Raw genomic sequence first — 16635 nt, 5'->3', positions numbered from 1 at the left:
AACATCACCTGGACCACCCCGCAGGGCGGTGACGGACCAAACTATCCAAACATGTAAGCGAAAATACGGGCGCTGGCAGGGTCGTGAAGGCTCTGCCATTGCCTCTTCCCAGGCAAAGCCCTAGCTTGTCGTTCAGTCAATGACAACAAGGCAGGATTTTGGTGGTTTCCCTGGTTCGTCGCGCGGTTCTTGCCGTGCTGTTCTCTTCGTCAGTCGCAATGCCGGTCTTTTCGGAAACGGGGGCTGGATCTTATCTGGCCGGGCGTCAGGCGATATACGAAAGCGATTATTCCGCTGCCGAAAAATACTATGCGCAGGCGTTGAAATTCGATCCGCAAAACCAGCAACTGTTGGAAAGCGTCCTGGTTGCGCGCCTTGCACTGGGTGAGGTCAAGCGCGCCCTGCCGATTGCCCGAACCATCGAGGATGCTAACCTGCCCAGCCAGCCTGCGCGCATGGTGATTTCCGCCAATCTGATTGCCGATGAAAAGCTGGATGAACTGCTGGCGCGGGACCCCGAATCGCAGGGTGTCGGGCCGCTGGTTGATGGCTTGATGATCGCCTGGGCTTATCTGGGCCAAGGTGAGATGACCAAGGCGATGGAACAGTTTGACACTGTGTCCACGCAGGAAGGTCTGAAAGAATTCGCGCTGTATCACAAGGCAATGGCGCTGGCCTCGATCGGCGATTTCGAAGGGGCTGAGACAATCTTCGCAGCCAATGACGGCGCCGTTGCCCAGTTCTCGCGTCGCGCGGCATTGGCCCGGACTGAGGTTCTGTCGCAGTTGGATCGCAATGAGGATGCGCTCCAGTTTCTGGACAAAGTCTTTGCCGCAGGCAACGATCCGTCTTTGGAAAACTATACGGGGCGGCTGAAGGCGGGTGAAACCTTGCCATTTACCCATGTGCGATCTGTGCGGGATGGTATGGCCGAGATCTTCTTCTCGGTGGGGGCAGCGCTGAATACCGAAGCGTCCAAGGATTACGTTTTGCTGTATGTGCGCATAGCGAATTTTCTGCGCTCGGATCACGTTGACGCCATTTTGCTAGGCGCTGAATTGCTCGAAAACCTGAATCAGGATGATCTGGCTGTTGCCGCCTATCGAATGGTGCCACCGGACAGTATGGATTATCACGCGGCAGAATTGGGCCGTGCAGAGGTTCTGGGTCGGTCCGGCAAGACTGACGCTGCGGTTGAAGTTCTGCAAAATCTGGCGGCGCAACAACCTGATTTGCCCGGAGTTCATGTCGCGCTTGCAGATTTGCAGCGACAACAGGAGAACTATGTGGCTGCAATTGCTTCTTATGACACGGCAATTGCACTGATCGATAATGCGTCAGGCAGTAACTGGTTTCTGCACTACGCGCGCGGCATCTCGCATGAGCGCCTCAAGAATTGGGACCAAGCCGAGTCCGATTTCCGCCGCGCGTTGGAATTGAACCCGGGTCAGCCTCAGGTCCTGAACTATCTGGGATATTCGCTGGTCGAACGACAAGAGAATCTGGATGAGGCGCTGGGTATGATCGAGCGCGCCGTCGAAGCGCGGCCAGACAGTGGCTATATTATCGATAGTCTGGGCTGGGTATTGTTTCGCCTTGGTCGCTATGACGATGCGGTTGAGCACATGGAGCGCGCGGTCGAGTTGATGCCTGTGGATCCGGTGGTGAACGACCATCTGGGTGATGTCTATTGGGCGGTAGGTCGTGCCCGCGAGGCCGAGTTCCAGTGGAAACGCGCGCTGTCTTTCGTTGACCCCGAAGATACTGATGGCGAGGCCGATCCTGAACGCATCCGCCGCAAGATCGACGTGGGCCTTGACACAGTATTGGCCGAAGAAGGCGCAGACCCCCTGAAGGTTGCCAATGGCAACTAAGGCCTTTGCGCCTGCCAAGATCAACCTGACCCTGCACGTGACCGGCCAGCGCGAGGATGGCTATCACCTACTGGATTCGCTGGTTGTTTTTGCAGATGTGGGTGACCAGCTGAAGCTCACGTCCGGCCCGGGCCTATCGATGGCGGTTCAGGGCGAATATGCGGAAGGCGTACCCTCGGATGATCGGAATCTGGTCTGGAAAGCAGCCGAAGCAACCGGCTGGAGTGGGCATATTGAATTGAACAAAGTGCTGCCTCACGGGGCGGGAATTGGTGGCGGGTCGTCAGATGCCGCTGCAACATTGTGGGCTCTGTCCGGTAAGGGGAACGAAGTCCCCGCAGATTTGCCGCTGTCATTGGGGGCCGATGTGCCGGTCTGCATGGCAGCCAAAGCAACAAGAATGCAAGGAATCGGTGATAGGCTTACGCCTGTAAATCTACCGCATCTGCCCGCGGTTCTGGTCAATCCGGGGATCCCGGTGCCGACCGGTTCGGTCTTCAAGGCGCTGGCGATACGGCATAATCCAGCCATGCCAGATATTGTACCTGAATTCGAAACGCCTAAGGATTGTGCTTATTGGTTGCGTGACCAACGTAATGATCTTGAGATTCCGGCCATGGGCGTGGCCCGCGAAATCGAGTTTGTTCTGGATGAGCTCTGGATGACCAGCCGCGCCTTGATGGCTCGCATGTCTGGTTCGGGCTCGACCTGCTTCGCGCTTTACCCGTCGATGAAGGCGGCGCATTTTGCGGCTTATGAAATCGGCGCGGCACATCCCGAGTGGTGGTGCCGCGCAACCCAACTTAATTGAGGCGAGAGACCACGTAGTCGGCCAGATCACGCAGAAGGGTGCGGATCTCGTGATCCGGCAGTGCATCCAGCGACGCTTTGGCCTTGGTCGCCCAGCCGACAGCGTCCAGGCGCGTCGCTTCCAGCGTTTCGTATTTGTTCATCAACGCCAGAGCATGATCCAGATCGCCGTCTTGCTGACGGCCTTTACCTATCGTGCGTTCCCAGAAGGCACGTTCGTCAGGTGTTGCTTGTGCCACGGCCTTGATCACCGGTAGCGTCAGCTTGCGTTCGCGGAAATCGTCGCCAACATTCTTACCGGTGGCCTTGCTTTCGCCCTGATAATCCAGCAGGTCATCCGCAATCTGGAAGGCAATTCCCAGTGCATCGCCATATTCGAACAGTGCTTTGACCTGCTCTTCTGACGCACCAGCGATCACGCCGCCCACTTCGGTCGCTGCCGAAAACAGGGCTGCGGTTTTGCCGCGCACGACCTGAAGGTATACATTTTCATCGGTACCCAGATCTGTGGCTGCGGTCATTTGTAGCACCTCGCCCTCGGCTATCGTGGCCGATGCGTTTGCTAGGATGTCCAGAACACGCAGCGATCCGGTTTCGACCATCAACTGAAAGCTACGGGAAAACAGGTAATCGCCTACCAGAACGCTGGATTTGTTGTCCCACAGCAGGTTGGCAGTGGGACGCCCGCGCCGCTGAGCGCTTTCGTCCACCACATCGTCATGCAGCAGGGTTGCCGTGTGGATGAATTCAACCGTTGCGGCCAGACGCACATGGTGGTCGCCCGGATAACCAAACAGTCGTGCCGCCGCGAGGGTCAGCATCGGGCGAAGGCGTTTTCCGCCTGCTTCAACCAGATGCGCTGTGACCTCGGGGATTCGTGGAGCGTGCTTGGACGCCATCCGCGCGCGGATCAGCGTGTTCACCGCCTCCATTTCATCGGTCAGAATTTCGGCGAGCCGCTCGTGCGGTTTCGAGATTGTGTCGACGTTCATCACACTCCTGATACAAGGCTCGACTTCTGCCTCGCCTTGCCCTTACATCCATCCCCATGAAAGAACTATTGCGCAGTACCGATCCGACAATCCTGGCCTTTGCATCCGCTCTCCTTGAGGGCGAGGATATAGACTGCTTTCAGATGGACGTAAATATGAGCATCCTCGAAGGCGGCATCGGAATCTTCCCCCGGCGCCTGATGGTCCGTGCCGATGATCTGACCCGCGCTGAACGCGTGATGCGCGACAATGAGATCCCGTTGGGTCGATGATCCGTTTCGATGACAGCGACCTGACCTGCAACGACTTTCTGGGTGGGCGCGTACGGTTGTTGCAGCCAGTGTCTGGATATCGCGCAGGGGTGGATCCGGTCCTACTGGCTGCGTCCGTTTCAGCCACGTCTGGCCAGTCCGTGCTGGAGCTTGGATGCGGGGCAGGGGCGGCGATTTTGTGCCTTGCTGCGCGTGTGACGGGATTGCAGGTTACCGGAGTCGAGGTGCAGCCAGCCTACGCTGAACTGGCGCGCAGGAATGCGGCAGAGAACCAAGTTCCGTTAGAGGTGATCGACGCAGATCTTGGCGTTTTGCCGTCTGATCTCAGGCAGCGCCAATTTGATCATGTCATCGCGAATCCACCCTACTACCGATCCGGAGCGCACAGCCCCGCGTCTGACCAAGGCCGCAGCGTTGCATTGGGTGAACAAACGCCGCTGGCAGATTGGATCGAAGTAGCCGCCAAACGTCTGGCGCCGCGGGGCTACCTGCATATGATTCAAAAAGCCGACCGCCTGCCTGACATGCTGTCAGCCTGTGCCGGTCGGTTGGGGGCGATCCAAGTGCTGCCACTGTGCCCGCGTCAGAACCGATCAGCGGAATTGGTGATTCTGCGGGCGCGCAAGGGCGGGCGGGCCGCGTTTCAGTTACATGCGCCGCTGTTTCTGCATAGGGGCGAGCAGCACGTGAGAGATGGCGAAAGCTATACATCCGAGGTGTCTGCCGTATTGCGCGATGGTGAGGCGCTGCTTCGATTTCAATGATTATCGGCAATGACCAGCCGAAATTGTCGGATTTATGACAGATTCTGTGCGTCTGCGGCGTGACAGGGTGGAAACGATGTGATCAACTTCTTACGTGAATCTCAGACACCAAAGAAGGAGGATCGCCATGAGCGTGAGCGCACATCTGACGGAACTGAAAAGGAAACACGAAACCCTCGGTCACGAAGTAGAACAAGCCCAGCGCTCGGCAGGCATCGATGATCTCCACATCGTCCAACTCAAGAAACAGAAGCTAAAGCTGAAAGAAGAGATTGAACGCCTGTCCGTTTAACGATTCAGGCTGGCGCGTGCTGCTATAACGGCTCCGCCAGTGATCAACAAAGCCGCGATCGCCAGCCCCCACGACGGGGCGGCGATCTGTGCCAAAACCAACGCCAAGGTAGACAGCAATGGTGCCGCATAAGATGCGGTGCCTAGTATTTGGATGTCGCCGCGTTTGACCCCAATGTCCCAGACATAAAATGCCAACCCGACCGGCCCGAGGCCCAACGCCAGGACCGATACCCAACCGATCGCATTGCTGGGCCAAGTGGTTTCTTCCAATGCAAGGTGCAGCACACCTGAAGCAAGTGCCGCAGCAAGACAGAAGATGGCCACCGAACTGGTGGGTGTATCACCCAGCCGGCGTGACAAAACGGAATATCCCGACCATGTCAGCGCGCACAGTAAGGCCAGCGCGTACCCGACCAGGTACTGAGCCTGAAACCCGGATTCGCCCCCGCCGACAATGATAACAGCCGCCCCCGCAAAGCCGAGACATGCCCCGATTAAGTGACCGATGCGCAGATGCTCGCCGGGCAAAAGTCCTGAAAACAGCACGATCAGCAGAGGCCATAGATAGGCGATCAAACCCGCTTCGGCCGCTGGCGCCATCCTGAGGGCGGAAAAGTACAGCGCATGGTAGCCGAACAGTCCAAAAGCACCGAACAGATAGGTGGTCCAACGAACCTCGCGCAGCTGCCGCAGTCCACCTGTTGACCAGGCCCAGATAAGTCCCAGCGTTCCACCGATGGAAAAGCAGATGGTGTTCAGCAGCAGTGGTGGCACCGGTGCAGAGCCCACAGTGAAAAGCGCCAGCAATGACCAAAGCAGAACGGCGCTAAAGCCGATCACTGTCGCACGCATTCTGGTCATTGTTTTGATACCTCTTCTATCGGTATGATCTTGAACTCGTCCGATATATGCGCTGTTTTTTCAATCTCGATCAGAAACCAATCCCTGAATGCCGCGATCTGAGGCCGTTGCTCAGCACCGGGGAGGCAGAGAAAGCGGAATCGCCCCTTGGTCTCGAGGGCGACTTTGAACGGGGCAACCAGCCGCCCTTCGGTCAGGTCCTTGAGGATCATCGCGCGGCGGCCCAGTGCGACACCAACCCCCGCAACAGCCGCGTCAATCGCGTGATCCGCATTCGAGAAATGCGCGCCATGACTGGGGGTGAAATCGATTCCAACCGCCCGGAACCACGCGGGCCAGTCGCAGGGTGGGGATAGAAAATTGATGGATTCATCATGGATCAGCGGTGCATCCTTAAGGCTGGTGGGGGTTGCGAACCTCTCGGCCAGTTCTGGTGTCATAACCGGTGTCAGCCACTCTTTTCTGACAGGCACCGAATATAACCCGTCGTCCTGCCCATAGCCAAACCGAATGGCCACATCCACATCGTCACGCTCCAAATCCATATTGCGCAGCGTGGCCGAAAACTTCAGATCGATGTCAGGATGCGCCCGAGCAAAGTCATAAAGACGCGGCGCCAGCCATTTTGCCGTCAAAGCCGGGCCTGCGGTGACCGTAAGGCTGGTGTCGTTCCCTTGCCGCCCCACCGCCCGCCAGGCTGCGTGCAAGGTTGCAAACCCTTCAGCTGCGCCCGGTGCCAGCGCCCGACCGGCCTCGGTCAACTCCACTGCGCGATTCAGGCGACGGAACAAAGGGCGGCCCAAATGCTCCTCAAGCGATTTGATCTGAAATGACAAAGCTGCCGGTGTTACATGCAGTTCTTCGGCCGCTTTTGCAAAAGACATGTGCCGCGCAGCTGCATCAAAGGCGCGCAGGGCAGTCAGGGGAGGTAGGTGTTCGCTCATTTATACATAAGTTTTATTTAACTGAACGTTGTAAAAAGCTCGTTTGTCATGCGGGAACTCAGGTTTCATATTTACCATAAGTCAAATAATACTGATCTGAGAGGAATTCGCAATGATCGAGGTCACAACCAACTCCGCAACTGCCCGCGCCTTTCATCGCGCGCATCTTGAACGGTCCAGAGTGATCAATCGTGCGCTAAGCTGGTTGTTCGGTTCCCGCTGAACACAGCGCGCGTGTTCTTACGGGATAACAGAAGGGCCGGTCCAAAAGGACCGGCCCGTTTTCATTCCAATGCGCCGACATCAGACGAAGAACTGCGCACCATTGGCTGAAATGGTCGAGCCATTGATGAACTGTGAATCTTCTGACGCCAGAAAGGCCACGCAGCGTGCGATTTCTTCTGGTTCCCCCAAGCGACCAGCCGGAATCTGATTGATGATCGATTCACGGACTTTCTCGGGAACGGCCATAACCATTTCCGTGGCGATATAGCCCGGGCAGATTGCATTGGCGGTGATGCCTGCGCGCGCACCTTCTTGTGCCAGCGATTTGACGATGCCCAGGTCGCCCGCTTTGGTCGCTGCATAGTTCACTTGTGCGAACTGACCTTTTTGACCGTTGATCGAGCTGATCACGATCACACGTCCAAATTTACGCTCACGCATGCCGGGCCAAACCGGATGGACGGTGTTGAAAACACCGGTCAGGTTGGTGTCGATGACCTGATGCCACTGCTCAGGGGTCATTTTGTGGAAGGGCGCGTCACGGGTGATGCCTGCGTTGGCGACAACGATATCGATCGGGCCAACCTCGGCTTCGACTTTTTCGATACCGGTCTTCGATTCGTCATAGTCGGCAACGTTCCACTTGTAAGTGGCGATGCCGGTTTCTTCGGTGAATTTCGCTGCGGCTTCGTCGTTCCCCGCATAGGTGGCCGCAACGTTATACCCTTCGGCCTTGAGCGCTTTGGAAATTGCTGCGCCGATGCCGCGAGAGCCGCCGGTTACGAGTGCTGTACGTGCCATTAAAGAATCCTCCAATTTTTATTAGCTTGATAATAGTGTTATTTATTGAGTTGGAATTGCGCAATATTGTTTCGTCATGAGTTTCGGTTTTCCGGGTGGCAATATCGTCGCATCTAAGGGGTAGAAGTCCATTGTAACAAAAAAGGGCGCCCGGTGGACGCCCTTTTCCAACTTGTTATCAAAGCACTTAGTCGCGCTCCACACACAGGGCAACGCCCATGCCGCCACCGATGCAAAGGGTCGCCAGACCTTTTTTGGCGTCGCGACGCTTCATTTCGAACAAAAGCGTATTCAGGACACGGCAGCCCGACGCGCCGATCGGGTGGCCGATGGCAATGGCGCCGCCGTTGACGTTCACAATCGCCGGGTCCCAACCCATGTCCTTGTTCACGGCGCAGGCCTGCGCGGCGAAGGCCTCGTTGGCCTCGACCAGGTCCAGATCGTCAACCGACCAACCGGCTTTCTCCAGCGCTTTGCGCGATGCGTAGATCGGGCCGACGCCCATGATCGACGGGTCCAGACCGGCGGTCGCATAGGATGCGATACGGGCCAGCGGCTCAATCCCGCGCTTCTCAGCGTTTTCGGCCGACATCAGCAGGGTTGCGGCGGCGCCGTCATTCAGACCGGATGCGTTGGCCGCCGTGACCGAGCCGTCCTTGGCAAAGGCGGGGCGCAGTTTGGCCATAGCTTCCATGGTGGCGCCGTGGCGGACGTATTCGTCGCTGTCCATCACGATGTCGCCCTTGCGGGTCTTGATGGTGAAAGGGATGATCTCGTCGGCGAACTTGCCAGCTTTCTGCGCGGCCTCGGCTTTGTTTTGCGACGCGACGGCGAATGCGTCCTGCATGTCGCGGCTGATCTGCCATTTTTCAGCGACGTTTTCGGCGGTCTGACCCATGTGATAGCCATTGAAGGCATCCCACAGACCATCGCGGATCATGGTGTCGATGTACTTCATGTCGCCCATTTTATGACCAGCGCGCAGGGTCGCTGCATGGGGTGAAAGGGTCATGTTCTCTTGCCCACCGGCTGCGACAATATCGGCATCGCCCAGCTGAATGTGCTGTGCGCCCAGCGCCACGGCGCGCAGACCCGAGCCACAGACCTGGTTGATGCCCCAGGCCGCGCTTTCCTGCGGCAGGCCCGCGTTAATGTGCGCCTGACGTGCAGGGTTCTGGCCTTGAGCGGCGGTCAGAACCTGGCCCATGATGGTTTCGCTTACGTCGCCTTTGTCGATTCCGGCGCGTTCGACGACTGCTTCCAGGACAGCAGTGCCCAGATCATGTGCAGGGGTGTTCGCAAACGAACCGCCAAAACTGCCGACGCCTGTGCGTGCGGCGGATGCGATTACTACGTTGGTCATATAATCAGTCCTTTACCGTCATGGTCCTGTGGGAAATCTGACGGCGCAGGTGGTAGAGAGAGGACCCCTCCCGGTACAAGAGCGCCTCGTGATCCCCCGCTCCAGCACTCTCTGCCATAACGTAATGCTGCAATTGCAGCAACGGACAGCTTGTCTCAGCGTCAGGACGGGCGAATTGCCGCGAACGCGTATCGCGCTTAAGTCCCTGTTTTAGAGCTTGTTATCTGCTTCCATGGCGGTGAGACTGAAGGGGCGCCAAACAGGAAGCCCTGCAAGCAATCAACGCCGCTGGCCACGAGAAACTCTGCATCTTGCTGTGTTTCAACCGATTCGGCGGTCACGAGAATTTCGAATTCACGGGCAACGGCGATCAACGCGCGCACCAACGCTTGGTTGTCCGGGTTCTCGCTGATGCCGCGAACGAATTGCCCGTCGATCTTGGCGGCATCGAACAGGAATTCCCGAAAATGGCGAAAGCTGAAGTTGCTGGCGCCGAAATCATCGAGCGCAAAGGCAATGCCACGTTCCTGCAACCGATCCATGAAATCGACGACAAGTTCGGGCACTTGCATCGCAGAGCTTTCTGAGATCTCAAGGATCAGCCGTTCGCCGAGGCTGGAATCTCTTTTCAGAAACTTCTCCAACAGGCGGGACCAGCGGGCATAACCGATCGACCGCGCGGACATGTTAATCGACAGGCGAATGTCTGGATTGCGTACAAGCGTCCGCAATCCCATTTCCAGCGCGATACAATCCAGCTCTCGACCGATTGGCGTATTTTCGACCTGTGGCATGAACTCACGCGCGGGAATAACCCGCCCGGTTTCGTCCAAAACGCGAATGAACCCCTCATAAAAGGCGACGTCATGTGGGGGCTGCGCCTGCATCACAGACTGAAACGCCAATTTGCATTGCTTGTGTTTCACCGCATCCGTGGCCATCTGCAGGGCGGAGCGATCCCGGACCGAGATCGCGGTGTTCAACGGGCTTTCCGACCCTTCAGGAAGATCTGCAAGTTTCTTGTCCCGCATGAGTGCCGGTTCCCCGTGTGTAGCCGAATTAGGGTTCGGATACAGTTTCAGGGCAAACAAGTGAATCTGCGGTTAAGGGGTTTGGAAAAACGTGAAACTCGGCGTCAGCGCGCGGATTGCCAGGCACGGGTCAACGACGTGGCGGCCCCGATGAGGGCGCCCATGACGCCCAGCAGCATCATGACAAATCCCACGGCTACGAATGCCGTCAATGCGCTGGCCATCGCGGCGAGCATTGCCAGAACCAGACCCAGAAGCCCAATAGCGGTTGATACAGTTGTCACGCGGGTCATTTCGGTCTCCGGTCACTCATACTCAAAACATCTAGATGTATATGGAGTATAACCGCCGAATTTCAAGCTCACGAACTTCCCTTACGGCGATGTCAGGCTTGTTCCGCCTGTGTATTGGGCAGGTTCTCGTCAAATTGCTCGAAACCGGGCGTCCCCCGGTCTTCAGGGTGGCGGGTCAGATGCTTTTGTTTGATCTGCTCGGAATTGTCCCTGCTGCCATCGTGGCTATAACCGGGCGGGGCGAAACAATAAGCCAGTCGCTGACGCAAGCTCAGCCCCTGTTGGGTCGCGTCACGCCAGATGCCGACCCATTCGTGAAACGCCACGCGCAGGGGATTGAAGGTGCCGATATTGTGCACCAAGCCATAATCGACGCGGTCGTCTTTTTGCTCGGGTACGAAGGTGCCGAACATCTTGTCCCAGATGATCAGCACGCCAGCATAGTTGCAATCCAGATACCGGGCATTGCGGCCGTGATGGGCGCGGTGATGGCTGGGGGTGTTCATGATGGATTCGAACCAGCGGGGCATCTTGTCGATGGCTTCTGTATGGATCCAGAACTGGTAGATCAGATTCAGGCCACCTACGAACAATACCATCGCCGGGTGGAAACCCAGCAGGATCAGGGGCGCACGCACAACCATCATGAAGGTGAACGTATAGGTCCATGTCTGCCGCAGCGCCGTGGTCAGGTTGTAATGCTGCGAGCTGTGGTGGTTCACATGACTGGCCCAGACCCAGCGGATGCGGTGCCCGAACCGATGTACCCAGTAATAGCGCAGATCATCCAGTACAAAGCACAGAATGATGACCGGGATCGACGTGCCCAGGTTCAGCGGTGTGATTTGCCACAGCCACATAAAAAACGCGTAAGCAATGAAGCCCAGCACAAACCCCGAGGCAATATTACCGGCGCCCATGATTAGGGAGGTCACCGCATCACGGGTTTCATATCGTCCACCCCGGCCTTTAATGGTGATCCACAGGAATTCGGCCAAGATTGCGGCAATAAAAAACGGGACGGCCCATTGAACGGCGTCGGGAAAACTCACGTGATCTGTCATGAAGGCTCCATCAGGTGCTGCCAGTGACGGCGTTCGATTTCGTCGAGGTGAACAACAACGCCGGGCGAGCCAAAGTCGTGAAATTGGAATTCAAACCCGTTCGCATGCTCGATCCAGTCGAAGTCCAACAGATGCCGACCCACGGTATCCGCCCCGAAGGACCACAACAGACCGGCGCCGGTCTCTGTCCGGACCAAGGCGGCATGGCCATCATGCGAGACGGTGACATCGACCACCACATCGTCTGGAAAATGACGCTGCCAATCCCTCCGCGTGATCTCTTGCGTCAAAACGCGCAGACTTGATCGCCCGGTCAGATGCAACAGGAGCGTGATTCCGGCAATCCCTCCGACCACCAAAACCAAGAGTATTTCTAGCGGCATTCCGTCCTCCCCGACGACAGAGTGCAAAGCGGGCAGGATGCTGTCAAAGGTGGCGTGGCGTCAGCCTCGTTCCATCTGTTCCAGAATTTCGTGCTGCACCACGCGGAGCACAAATGGGACAAGGCCCTCAGGACCTGACGTACGGTCTTTGAGATGAATGCAGATATCCGGGCGACGCGAAGCGATGATGCCAACCATCTCTCCACGTACCGTGTCATCCAAGCCAGCACCCATGATCGCGCATGCGATTCGAGGTTCGGTGTCCAGTTGGTGCCGAACCTCGGCCTGATCATGTGCACCCAGCCATTGGATTGGCAGGTGATCCAGTTGCCGTGCCACATCGCCGATTACATTTGGTAGCTTCCCAATCAACAGAACCACTGGTTTCATCGCAGCCTCCCTTCTGTAAGGTCACAAACAGAAACCGGCCCATTCGGGCCGGTTCAAGTGTAACACAAATCAGAAGAAGCCGCGTTCCTAATTGGCAATCGTGTAGACGATGCCGTCGCCTTTGCCTTTGTTTCGAATGAACTCCACCTGAGAGCCGTCAATTTTGACTTTCAGACAATCTTCAGGAAATTTTTTCTGGCCTGCCACGACATTCCGACACCAGAAGCGTTTGTTCCAGACCCAGGCACCAGTGATCTTTACGTTGTTTCGCCCTACGCCTTCAATTTTTCCGTCCTGGGAAATAACCAGCCAGGTATCGCCACTGACAAGTTTTTTACCCGCTACAGCGTCGACAAATTGACTTTGTTTTTTCAGTTCTTTGGCATCAGCGACAGACGTCAGTCCAGTGACAAGCAATGCTGCGGCTGCCAGATTGAAAATGAGTTTCATAAAGTACCCTCCCACTCTTAATGCGCAGGAGGGTAACATGATTCTGTCAGTTTTTCTAAACGCGTTAACTTTCTGCGCCAACGAGCGTCGAAATAATCGCCTTGGCACTGTCCGAGTTCCACTCAGCATCCCCGATCAGGCGGGCGATTTCCTGACCCTCAGGGTTCAGGATGACCGTGATCGGCAACGCGATCACCCCAAATTCCCGAGCAGCAGCCGAGCTTGGGTCCTGGTGCCGGGGCAGATTGGTGATGTCATTCTCTTCAAAGAACTTTTCAATGCCAGCAGGGGTGTTTCGACCGGTTGCCAGGGTTAGAACCTGAAATTTGTCGCCTCCGAATTCCTCCTGCAACTCGGCGATCTGGGGCATTTCCTTGCGGCAGGGTGCGCACCAGGTGGCCCAGAAGTTGAGCAGGACATATTTGCCCGCGTAGTCTTCAAGCGTTCCTGTGCCGCCGTCATCTTCCAGCTGAAACTCGATCGCCTTGGCGGCTTTTGGTTCCTTGTGCAGGATCAGCCGTTTCAGGCTGCCGTCGCGCAGCGGGCCCAGAGTTTCGGCATCGGCAGCCAAAGCCGCGTTTGCACCCAGTGCAAGGGCCATATAAAGGGGGATCAGACGAAATAGGCGCATATCAACTCCGGGTTTTCTTACATGACCGATCAATCTTCGAACCAGATGTGGGGCGGCCGCTTTGCCGCCGGTCCAGACGCGATCATGGAGGCAATCAATGCCTCGATCGGGTTCGATCAGCGGATGGCAGCCCAGGACATCGCAGGCTCGCGCGCCCATGCCGCCATGTTGGCTGCCACAGGCGTTATAACTGATAGTGATGCACAAGCCATTCGGGAAGGGCTGCTCACAGTCTTGTCAGAAATCCAGAACGGGGAATTTCAGTTCTCGACCGCACTGGAAGACATCCACATGAATGTTGAGGCGCGGTTGAAGGAGATCATTGGTGAGCCTGCAGGTCGTTTGCACACAGGACGCAGCCGCAATGATCAGGTTGCGACCGATTTCAAACTCTGGGTGCGCGATCAGCTGGACGCGGCGGAGAGCGGCCTGTTGGCCTTGATCCGCGCGCTTTTGGCGCAGGCCGAGGCGGGCGCTGATTGGGTCATGCCCGGCTTCACCCATCTACAAACCGCGCAGCCGGTGACATGGGGCCACCACATGATGGCCTATGTCGAGATGTTTGGCCGCGACCTGAGCCGCGTCTGTGACGCCCGTGCCCGCATGAACGAATCGCCCTTGGGCGCGGCGGCGCTGGCCGGTACGTCTTTCCCCATCGACCGTCACATGACGGCACAGGCGTTGGGTTTTGACCGACCCGCCGCAAACTCGCTGGATGCCGTCAGTGACCGTGATTTCGCGCTGGAATTCCTGTCTACCGCCTCGATCTGCGCCATGCACCTGTCGCGCTTTGCCGAGGAACTGGTGATCTGGTCTTCGGCCCAATTCCGGTTCGTGACGCTGTCGGATCGGTTTTCGACCGGCTCGTCGATCATGCCGCAAAAGAAAAACCCCGATGCTGCCGAGCTGATCCGCGCCAAGGTGGGCCGGATCTATGGCGCCAACACGGCGCTGATGATGGTGATGAAGGGTCTGCCGCTGGCCTATTCCAAGGACATGCAGGAAGACAAGGAACAGGTCTTTGACGCTGCCGACAACTGGATGCTGGCGCTGGCGGCGATGGAAGGCATGGTCAAGGATATGACTGCCAACCGCGACAGCCTGGCCGCCGCTGCAGGGTCCGGTTTCTCGACCGCGACCGATTTGGCCGACTGGCTGGTGCGGGTGCTGGGCCTGCCGTTCCGCGATGCGCATCACGTAACCGGATCACTGGTTGCCATGGCCGAAGGCAAAGGGTGCGATCTGCCCGATCTGACGCTGGAAGATATGCAAACGGTTCACGCCGATATCACTGATGACGTCTATTCTGTCCTTACCGTCGAAAATTCGGTAAACTCGCGCCAATCCTATGGCGGCACGGCCCCCGATCAGGTCCGCGCCCAGATCAAGCGATGGAAGGCGTTGGTGTGATGCAGATACTACGTGTGGTCCTTCTGATTTCGGCTGGCTTTGTTCTGGCCGGGTGTGGCGCGGATGGCGAGCCGATCCAGCCAACGATGAGCGCCAACGTCGGCGTAGGCAGCAGCGGCACCTTTGTTGGTGGCGGTGTCGGCCTGCGACGCGGCGGTCTGGGTGTCTATCTGGGGCTTTAAGCCCTAAGGCATTTGTATTTCACCTGCAGTGTGCCCATCTGCATTGCACGACCGGCTTTACGCCAAAGTTCAACAAAAGACGAAAAAAATGAAAATTATCGGCCTGATCCTCTCCCTCGCCATTCTTGCGGCCTGCGATCCTTCGTACAAACCACGCCCTGAACCTGCCGCCGAATCCAGCGGTCCGGGGATATCTGTTTCAGGCTACGGCAGGGTCGGCGTTTCAACAACAAACTGAACGATTGCCCCAGCCCGCTCGGAATCCATTGATCCAAGGGGCGTTTTTGGTCTAAGCGCGCAGTCATGGATCACTTTCTCTACCGCGACGGCGCGCTTTACGCCGAGGATGTCCCGATCTCCGAAATCGCTGCTGCGGTCGGAACCCCGTTCTATGTTTACTCGACCGCCACGCTGCTGCGGCATTTCAAGCTGTTTGACGATGCGCTTGAGGGTACGGAGCACCTAGTCTGCTACGCGATGAAAGCGGCCAGCAATCAGGCGATCCTGAAGACGCTGGCGCAAGCCGGCGCGGGAATGGATGTGGTCTCGGCTGGTGAATATCTGCGTGCCAAAGCCGCAGGCGTGCCGGGCGACAAGATCGTATTTTCGGGCGTAGGCAAAACAGCGGATGAGATTCGCACGGCGCTGACCGGCGGTATTCGCCAATTCAACGTCGAGTCCGAGCCCGAGATGGAGGTGATCAACGCCGTTGCGCTAGAGCTAGGCGTTATTGCGCCGATCACAGTGCGGGTGAACCCGGACGTGGACGCCAAGACCCACGCCAAGATCGCAACCGGAAAATCCGAGAACAAGTTCGGTATCCCGATTGCCCGTGCATCTGAAGTGTATGCGCGTGCCGCCAGCTTACCGGGTTTGGAGGTGATCGGAATCGATGTCCACATCGGCTCGCAACTGACCGAGCTGGAGCCGTTTGAGATGGCTTATACCAAGGTTGCGGAATTGGCTGAACGTCTGCGAAGCGAGGGTCACAATATCCGGCGTCTGGATTTGGGCGGCGGGTTAGGTATCCCTTACACCCGCTCAAACGATGCACCCCCACTTCCGGTTGAATATGGTGCTTTAATCAAGAAAACGCTGGGTCATCTGGGCTGCGAGATTGAGATTGAGCCCGGTCGTCTGATCGCGGGCAACGCGGGCCTGATGGTGTCGAAGGTCATTTATGTCAAATCCGGCGAGGACCGCGACTTCCTGATCCTCGATGGTGCGATGAACGACCTGATCCGCCCAGCAATGTATGAGGCACATCATGACATTGTCGCGGTGAACGAGCCAATGCCCGGAGTCGAACAGCGACCCTATGACATCGTTGGGCCAGTCTGCGAATCCGGTGACACATTTGCCAAGGAACGCAATATGCCACCGTTGGAAGCTGGCGATCTGATCGCATTCCGCAGCGCGGGGGCTTATGGCGCTGTGATGTCCAGTGAATACAATACCCGCCCTCTGATCCCCGAAGTTCTGGTCAATGGGGATCAATTTGCAGTTATTCGTGAACGCCCAAGCTTTGACGAAATCATAAACCGCGATACCATACCCTCGTGGCTCTGATGCGATAATCGCACGGGCCCGATCAGGAGGCC

Annotated in this window: 21 protein-coding genes; 9 read left to right on the top strand and 12 right to left on the bottom strand. The window is 57.2% G+C overall.

The window, feature by feature from the left end; all coding sequences use genetic code 11:
* Positions 1-158 precede the first annotated feature (158 nt).
* The gene (locus HW561_RS12390; RefSeq protein WP_408015380.1) at positions 159-1874 is read left to right on the top strand and encodes a tetratricopeptide repeat protein; all 1716 of its coding nucleotides are present in this window, start codon (positions 159-161) and stop codon (positions 1872-1874) included.
* The gene (locus HW561_RS12385; RefSeq protein ID WP_176865200.1) at positions 1864-2685 is read left to right on the top strand and encodes a 4-(cytidine 5'-diphospho)-2-C-methyl-D-erythritol kinase; all 822 of its coding nucleotides are present in this window, start codon (positions 1864-1866) and stop codon (positions 2683-2685) included. The genes HW561_RS12390 and HW561_RS12385 overlap by 11 nt, the downstream gene beginning before the upstream one ends.
* Here the strand turns inward: HW561_RS12385 and HW561_RS12380 are convergent.
* On the bottom strand, positions 2678-3676 hold the full coding sequence (locus HW561_RS12380; RefSeq protein ID WP_176865198.1) for a polyprenyl synthetase family protein: 999 nt from the start codon (positions 3674-3676) through the stop codon (positions 2678-2680). The two genes, HW561_RS12385 and HW561_RS12380, sit on opposite strands and share 8 nt — an antisense overlap.
* Before the next feature lie 56 nt (positions 3677-3732).
* On the opposite strand from HW561_RS12380, the gene HW561_RS12375 reads away from it, so the two are divergent.
* From HW561_RS12375 to HW561_RS12365, 3 genes are all read left to right on the top strand, one after another.
* Positions 3733-3948 carry a putative signal transducing protein gene (locus HW561_RS12375; RefSeq protein WP_037316655.1) on the top strand — a complete coding sequence of 72 codons (216 nt, stop codon included), beginning with the start codon at positions 3733-3735 and terminating at the stop codon, positions 3946-3948.
* On the top strand, positions 3945-4712 hold the full coding sequence (locus tag HW561_RS12370; RefSeq protein ID WP_176865196.1) for a tRNA1(Val) (adenine(37)-N6)-methyltransferase: 768 nt from the start codon (positions 3945-3947) through the stop codon (positions 4710-4712). Before HW561_RS12375 ends, HW561_RS12370 begins: the two co-directional genes overlap by 4 nt.
* A 127-nt stretch (positions 4713-4839) precedes the next feature.
* A complete protein-coding gene (locus HW561_RS12365) occupies positions 4840-5004 on the top strand; it encodes a YdcH family protein (protein ID WP_176865194.1) in 165 nt (54 codons plus the stop codon).
* On the opposite strand, the gene yddG is transcribed toward HW561_RS12365, so the two are convergent.
* From yddG to HW561_RS12310, 11 genes are all read right to left on the bottom strand, one after another.
* On the bottom strand, positions 5001-5867 hold the full coding sequence (gene yddG, locus HW561_RS12360) for an aromatic amino acid exporter YddG (protein ID WP_176865192.1): 867 nt from the start codon (positions 5865-5867) through the stop codon (positions 5001-5003). The genes HW561_RS12365 and yddG overlap by 4 nt on opposite strands.
* Complete coding sequence (locus HW561_RS12355; protein ID WP_176865190.1) at positions 5864-6811, bottom strand: transcriptional regulator GcvA; 948 nt, start codon at positions 6809-6811, stop codon at positions 5864-5866. Before HW561_RS12355 ends, yddG begins: the two co-directional genes overlap by 4 nt.
* 303 nt (positions 6812-7114) lie before the next feature.
* Entirely contained in the window at positions 7115-7837 is a 723-nt protein-coding gene (gene phbB / locus HW561_RS12350) for an acetoacetyl-CoA reductase (protein ID WP_176865188.1), read from the bottom strand.
* 187 nt (positions 7838-8024) lie between these two features.
* A complete protein-coding gene (locus tag HW561_RS12345; RefSeq protein WP_176865186.1) occupies positions 8025-9200 on the bottom strand; it encodes an acetyl-CoA C-acetyltransferase in 1176 nt (391 codons plus the stop codon).
* Between the two features lie 197 nt (positions 9201-9397).
* Entirely contained in the window at positions 9398-10231 is an 834-nt protein-coding gene (locus HW561_RS12340; protein ID WP_176865184.1) for an EAL domain-containing protein, read from the bottom strand.
* A gap of 104 nt (positions 10232-10335) precedes the next feature.
* Entirely contained in the window at positions 10336-10524 is a 189-nt protein-coding gene (locus HW561_RS12335) for a hypothetical protein (RefSeq protein ID WP_176865181.1), read from the bottom strand.
* A gap of 92 nt (positions 10525-10616) precedes the next feature.
* The gene (locus HW561_RS12330; RefSeq protein ID WP_176865179.1) at positions 10617-11588 is read right to left on the bottom strand and encodes a sterol desaturase family protein; all 972 of its coding nucleotides are present in this window, start codon (positions 11586-11588) and stop codon (positions 10617-10619) included.
* On the bottom strand, positions 11585-11971 hold the full coding sequence (locus HW561_RS12325) for a hypothetical protein (RefSeq protein WP_176865177.1): 387 nt from the start codon (positions 11969-11971) through the stop codon (positions 11585-11587). The genes HW561_RS12330 and HW561_RS12325 overlap by 4 nt, the downstream gene beginning before the upstream one ends.
* Positions 11972-12031: 60 nt before the next feature.
* Positions 12032-12361 (bottom strand): hypothetical protein, encoded by a 330-nt coding sequence (locus HW561_RS12320; RefSeq protein ID WP_176865175.1) that lies wholly within the window; start codon positions 12359-12361, stop codon positions 12032-12034.
* A gap of 87 nt (positions 12362-12448) precedes the next feature.
* Positions 12449-12811, bottom strand: coding sequence for a hypothetical protein (locus tag HW561_RS12315; protein WP_176865174.1), 363 nt, complete (start codon positions 12809-12811; stop codon positions 12449-12451).
* 64 nt (positions 12812-12875) lie between these two features.
* Positions 12876-13442: a TlpA disulfide reductase family protein gene (locus HW561_RS12310; protein ID WP_176865172.1), complete on the bottom strand. Its 567-nt coding sequence runs from the start codon at positions 13440-13442 to the stop codon at positions 12876-12878.
* A 21-nt stretch (positions 13443-13463) separates the two neighbouring features.
* Between HW561_RS12310 and argH the strand changes: the two genes are divergently transcribed.
* The 4 genes from argH to lysA all read left to right on the top strand — a co-directional run bounded on the left by argH (position 13464) and on the right by lysA (position 16603).
* Positions 13464-14852, top strand: a complete 1389-nt coding sequence (gene argH / locus HW561_RS12305; RefSeq protein WP_176865170.1) for an argininosuccinate lyase — start codon at positions 13464-13466, stop codon at positions 14850-14852.
* On the top strand, positions 14852-15034 hold the full coding sequence (locus HW561_RS12300) for an argininosuccinate lyase (RefSeq protein ID WP_176865168.1): 183 nt from the start codon (positions 14852-14854) through the stop codon (positions 15032-15034). Before argH ends, HW561_RS12300 begins: the two co-directional genes overlap by 1 nt.
* 88 nt (positions 15035-15122) lie before the next feature.
* Positions 15123-15272 (top strand): hypothetical protein, encoded by a 150-nt coding sequence (locus tag HW561_RS12295; protein ID WP_176865166.1) that lies wholly within the window; start codon positions 15123-15125, stop codon positions 15270-15272.
* A 65-nt stretch (positions 15273-15337) separates the two neighbouring features.
* The gene (gene lysA / locus HW561_RS12290; RefSeq protein ID WP_176865164.1) at positions 15338-16603 is read left to right on the top strand and encodes a diaminopimelate decarboxylase; all 1266 of its coding nucleotides are present in this window, start codon (positions 15338-15340) and stop codon (positions 16601-16603) included.
* Positions 16604-16635 lie beyond the last annotated feature (32 nt).

This window comes from Ruegeria haliotis (assembly GCF_013377785.1).
GTDB lineage: Bacteria > Pseudomonadota > Alphaproteobacteria > Rhodobacterales > Rhodobacteraceae > Ruegeria > Ruegeria haliotis.
Note: the sequence above shows the minus strand (reverse complement) of the source record. Positions and strands in the feature narration are given on the sequence as shown.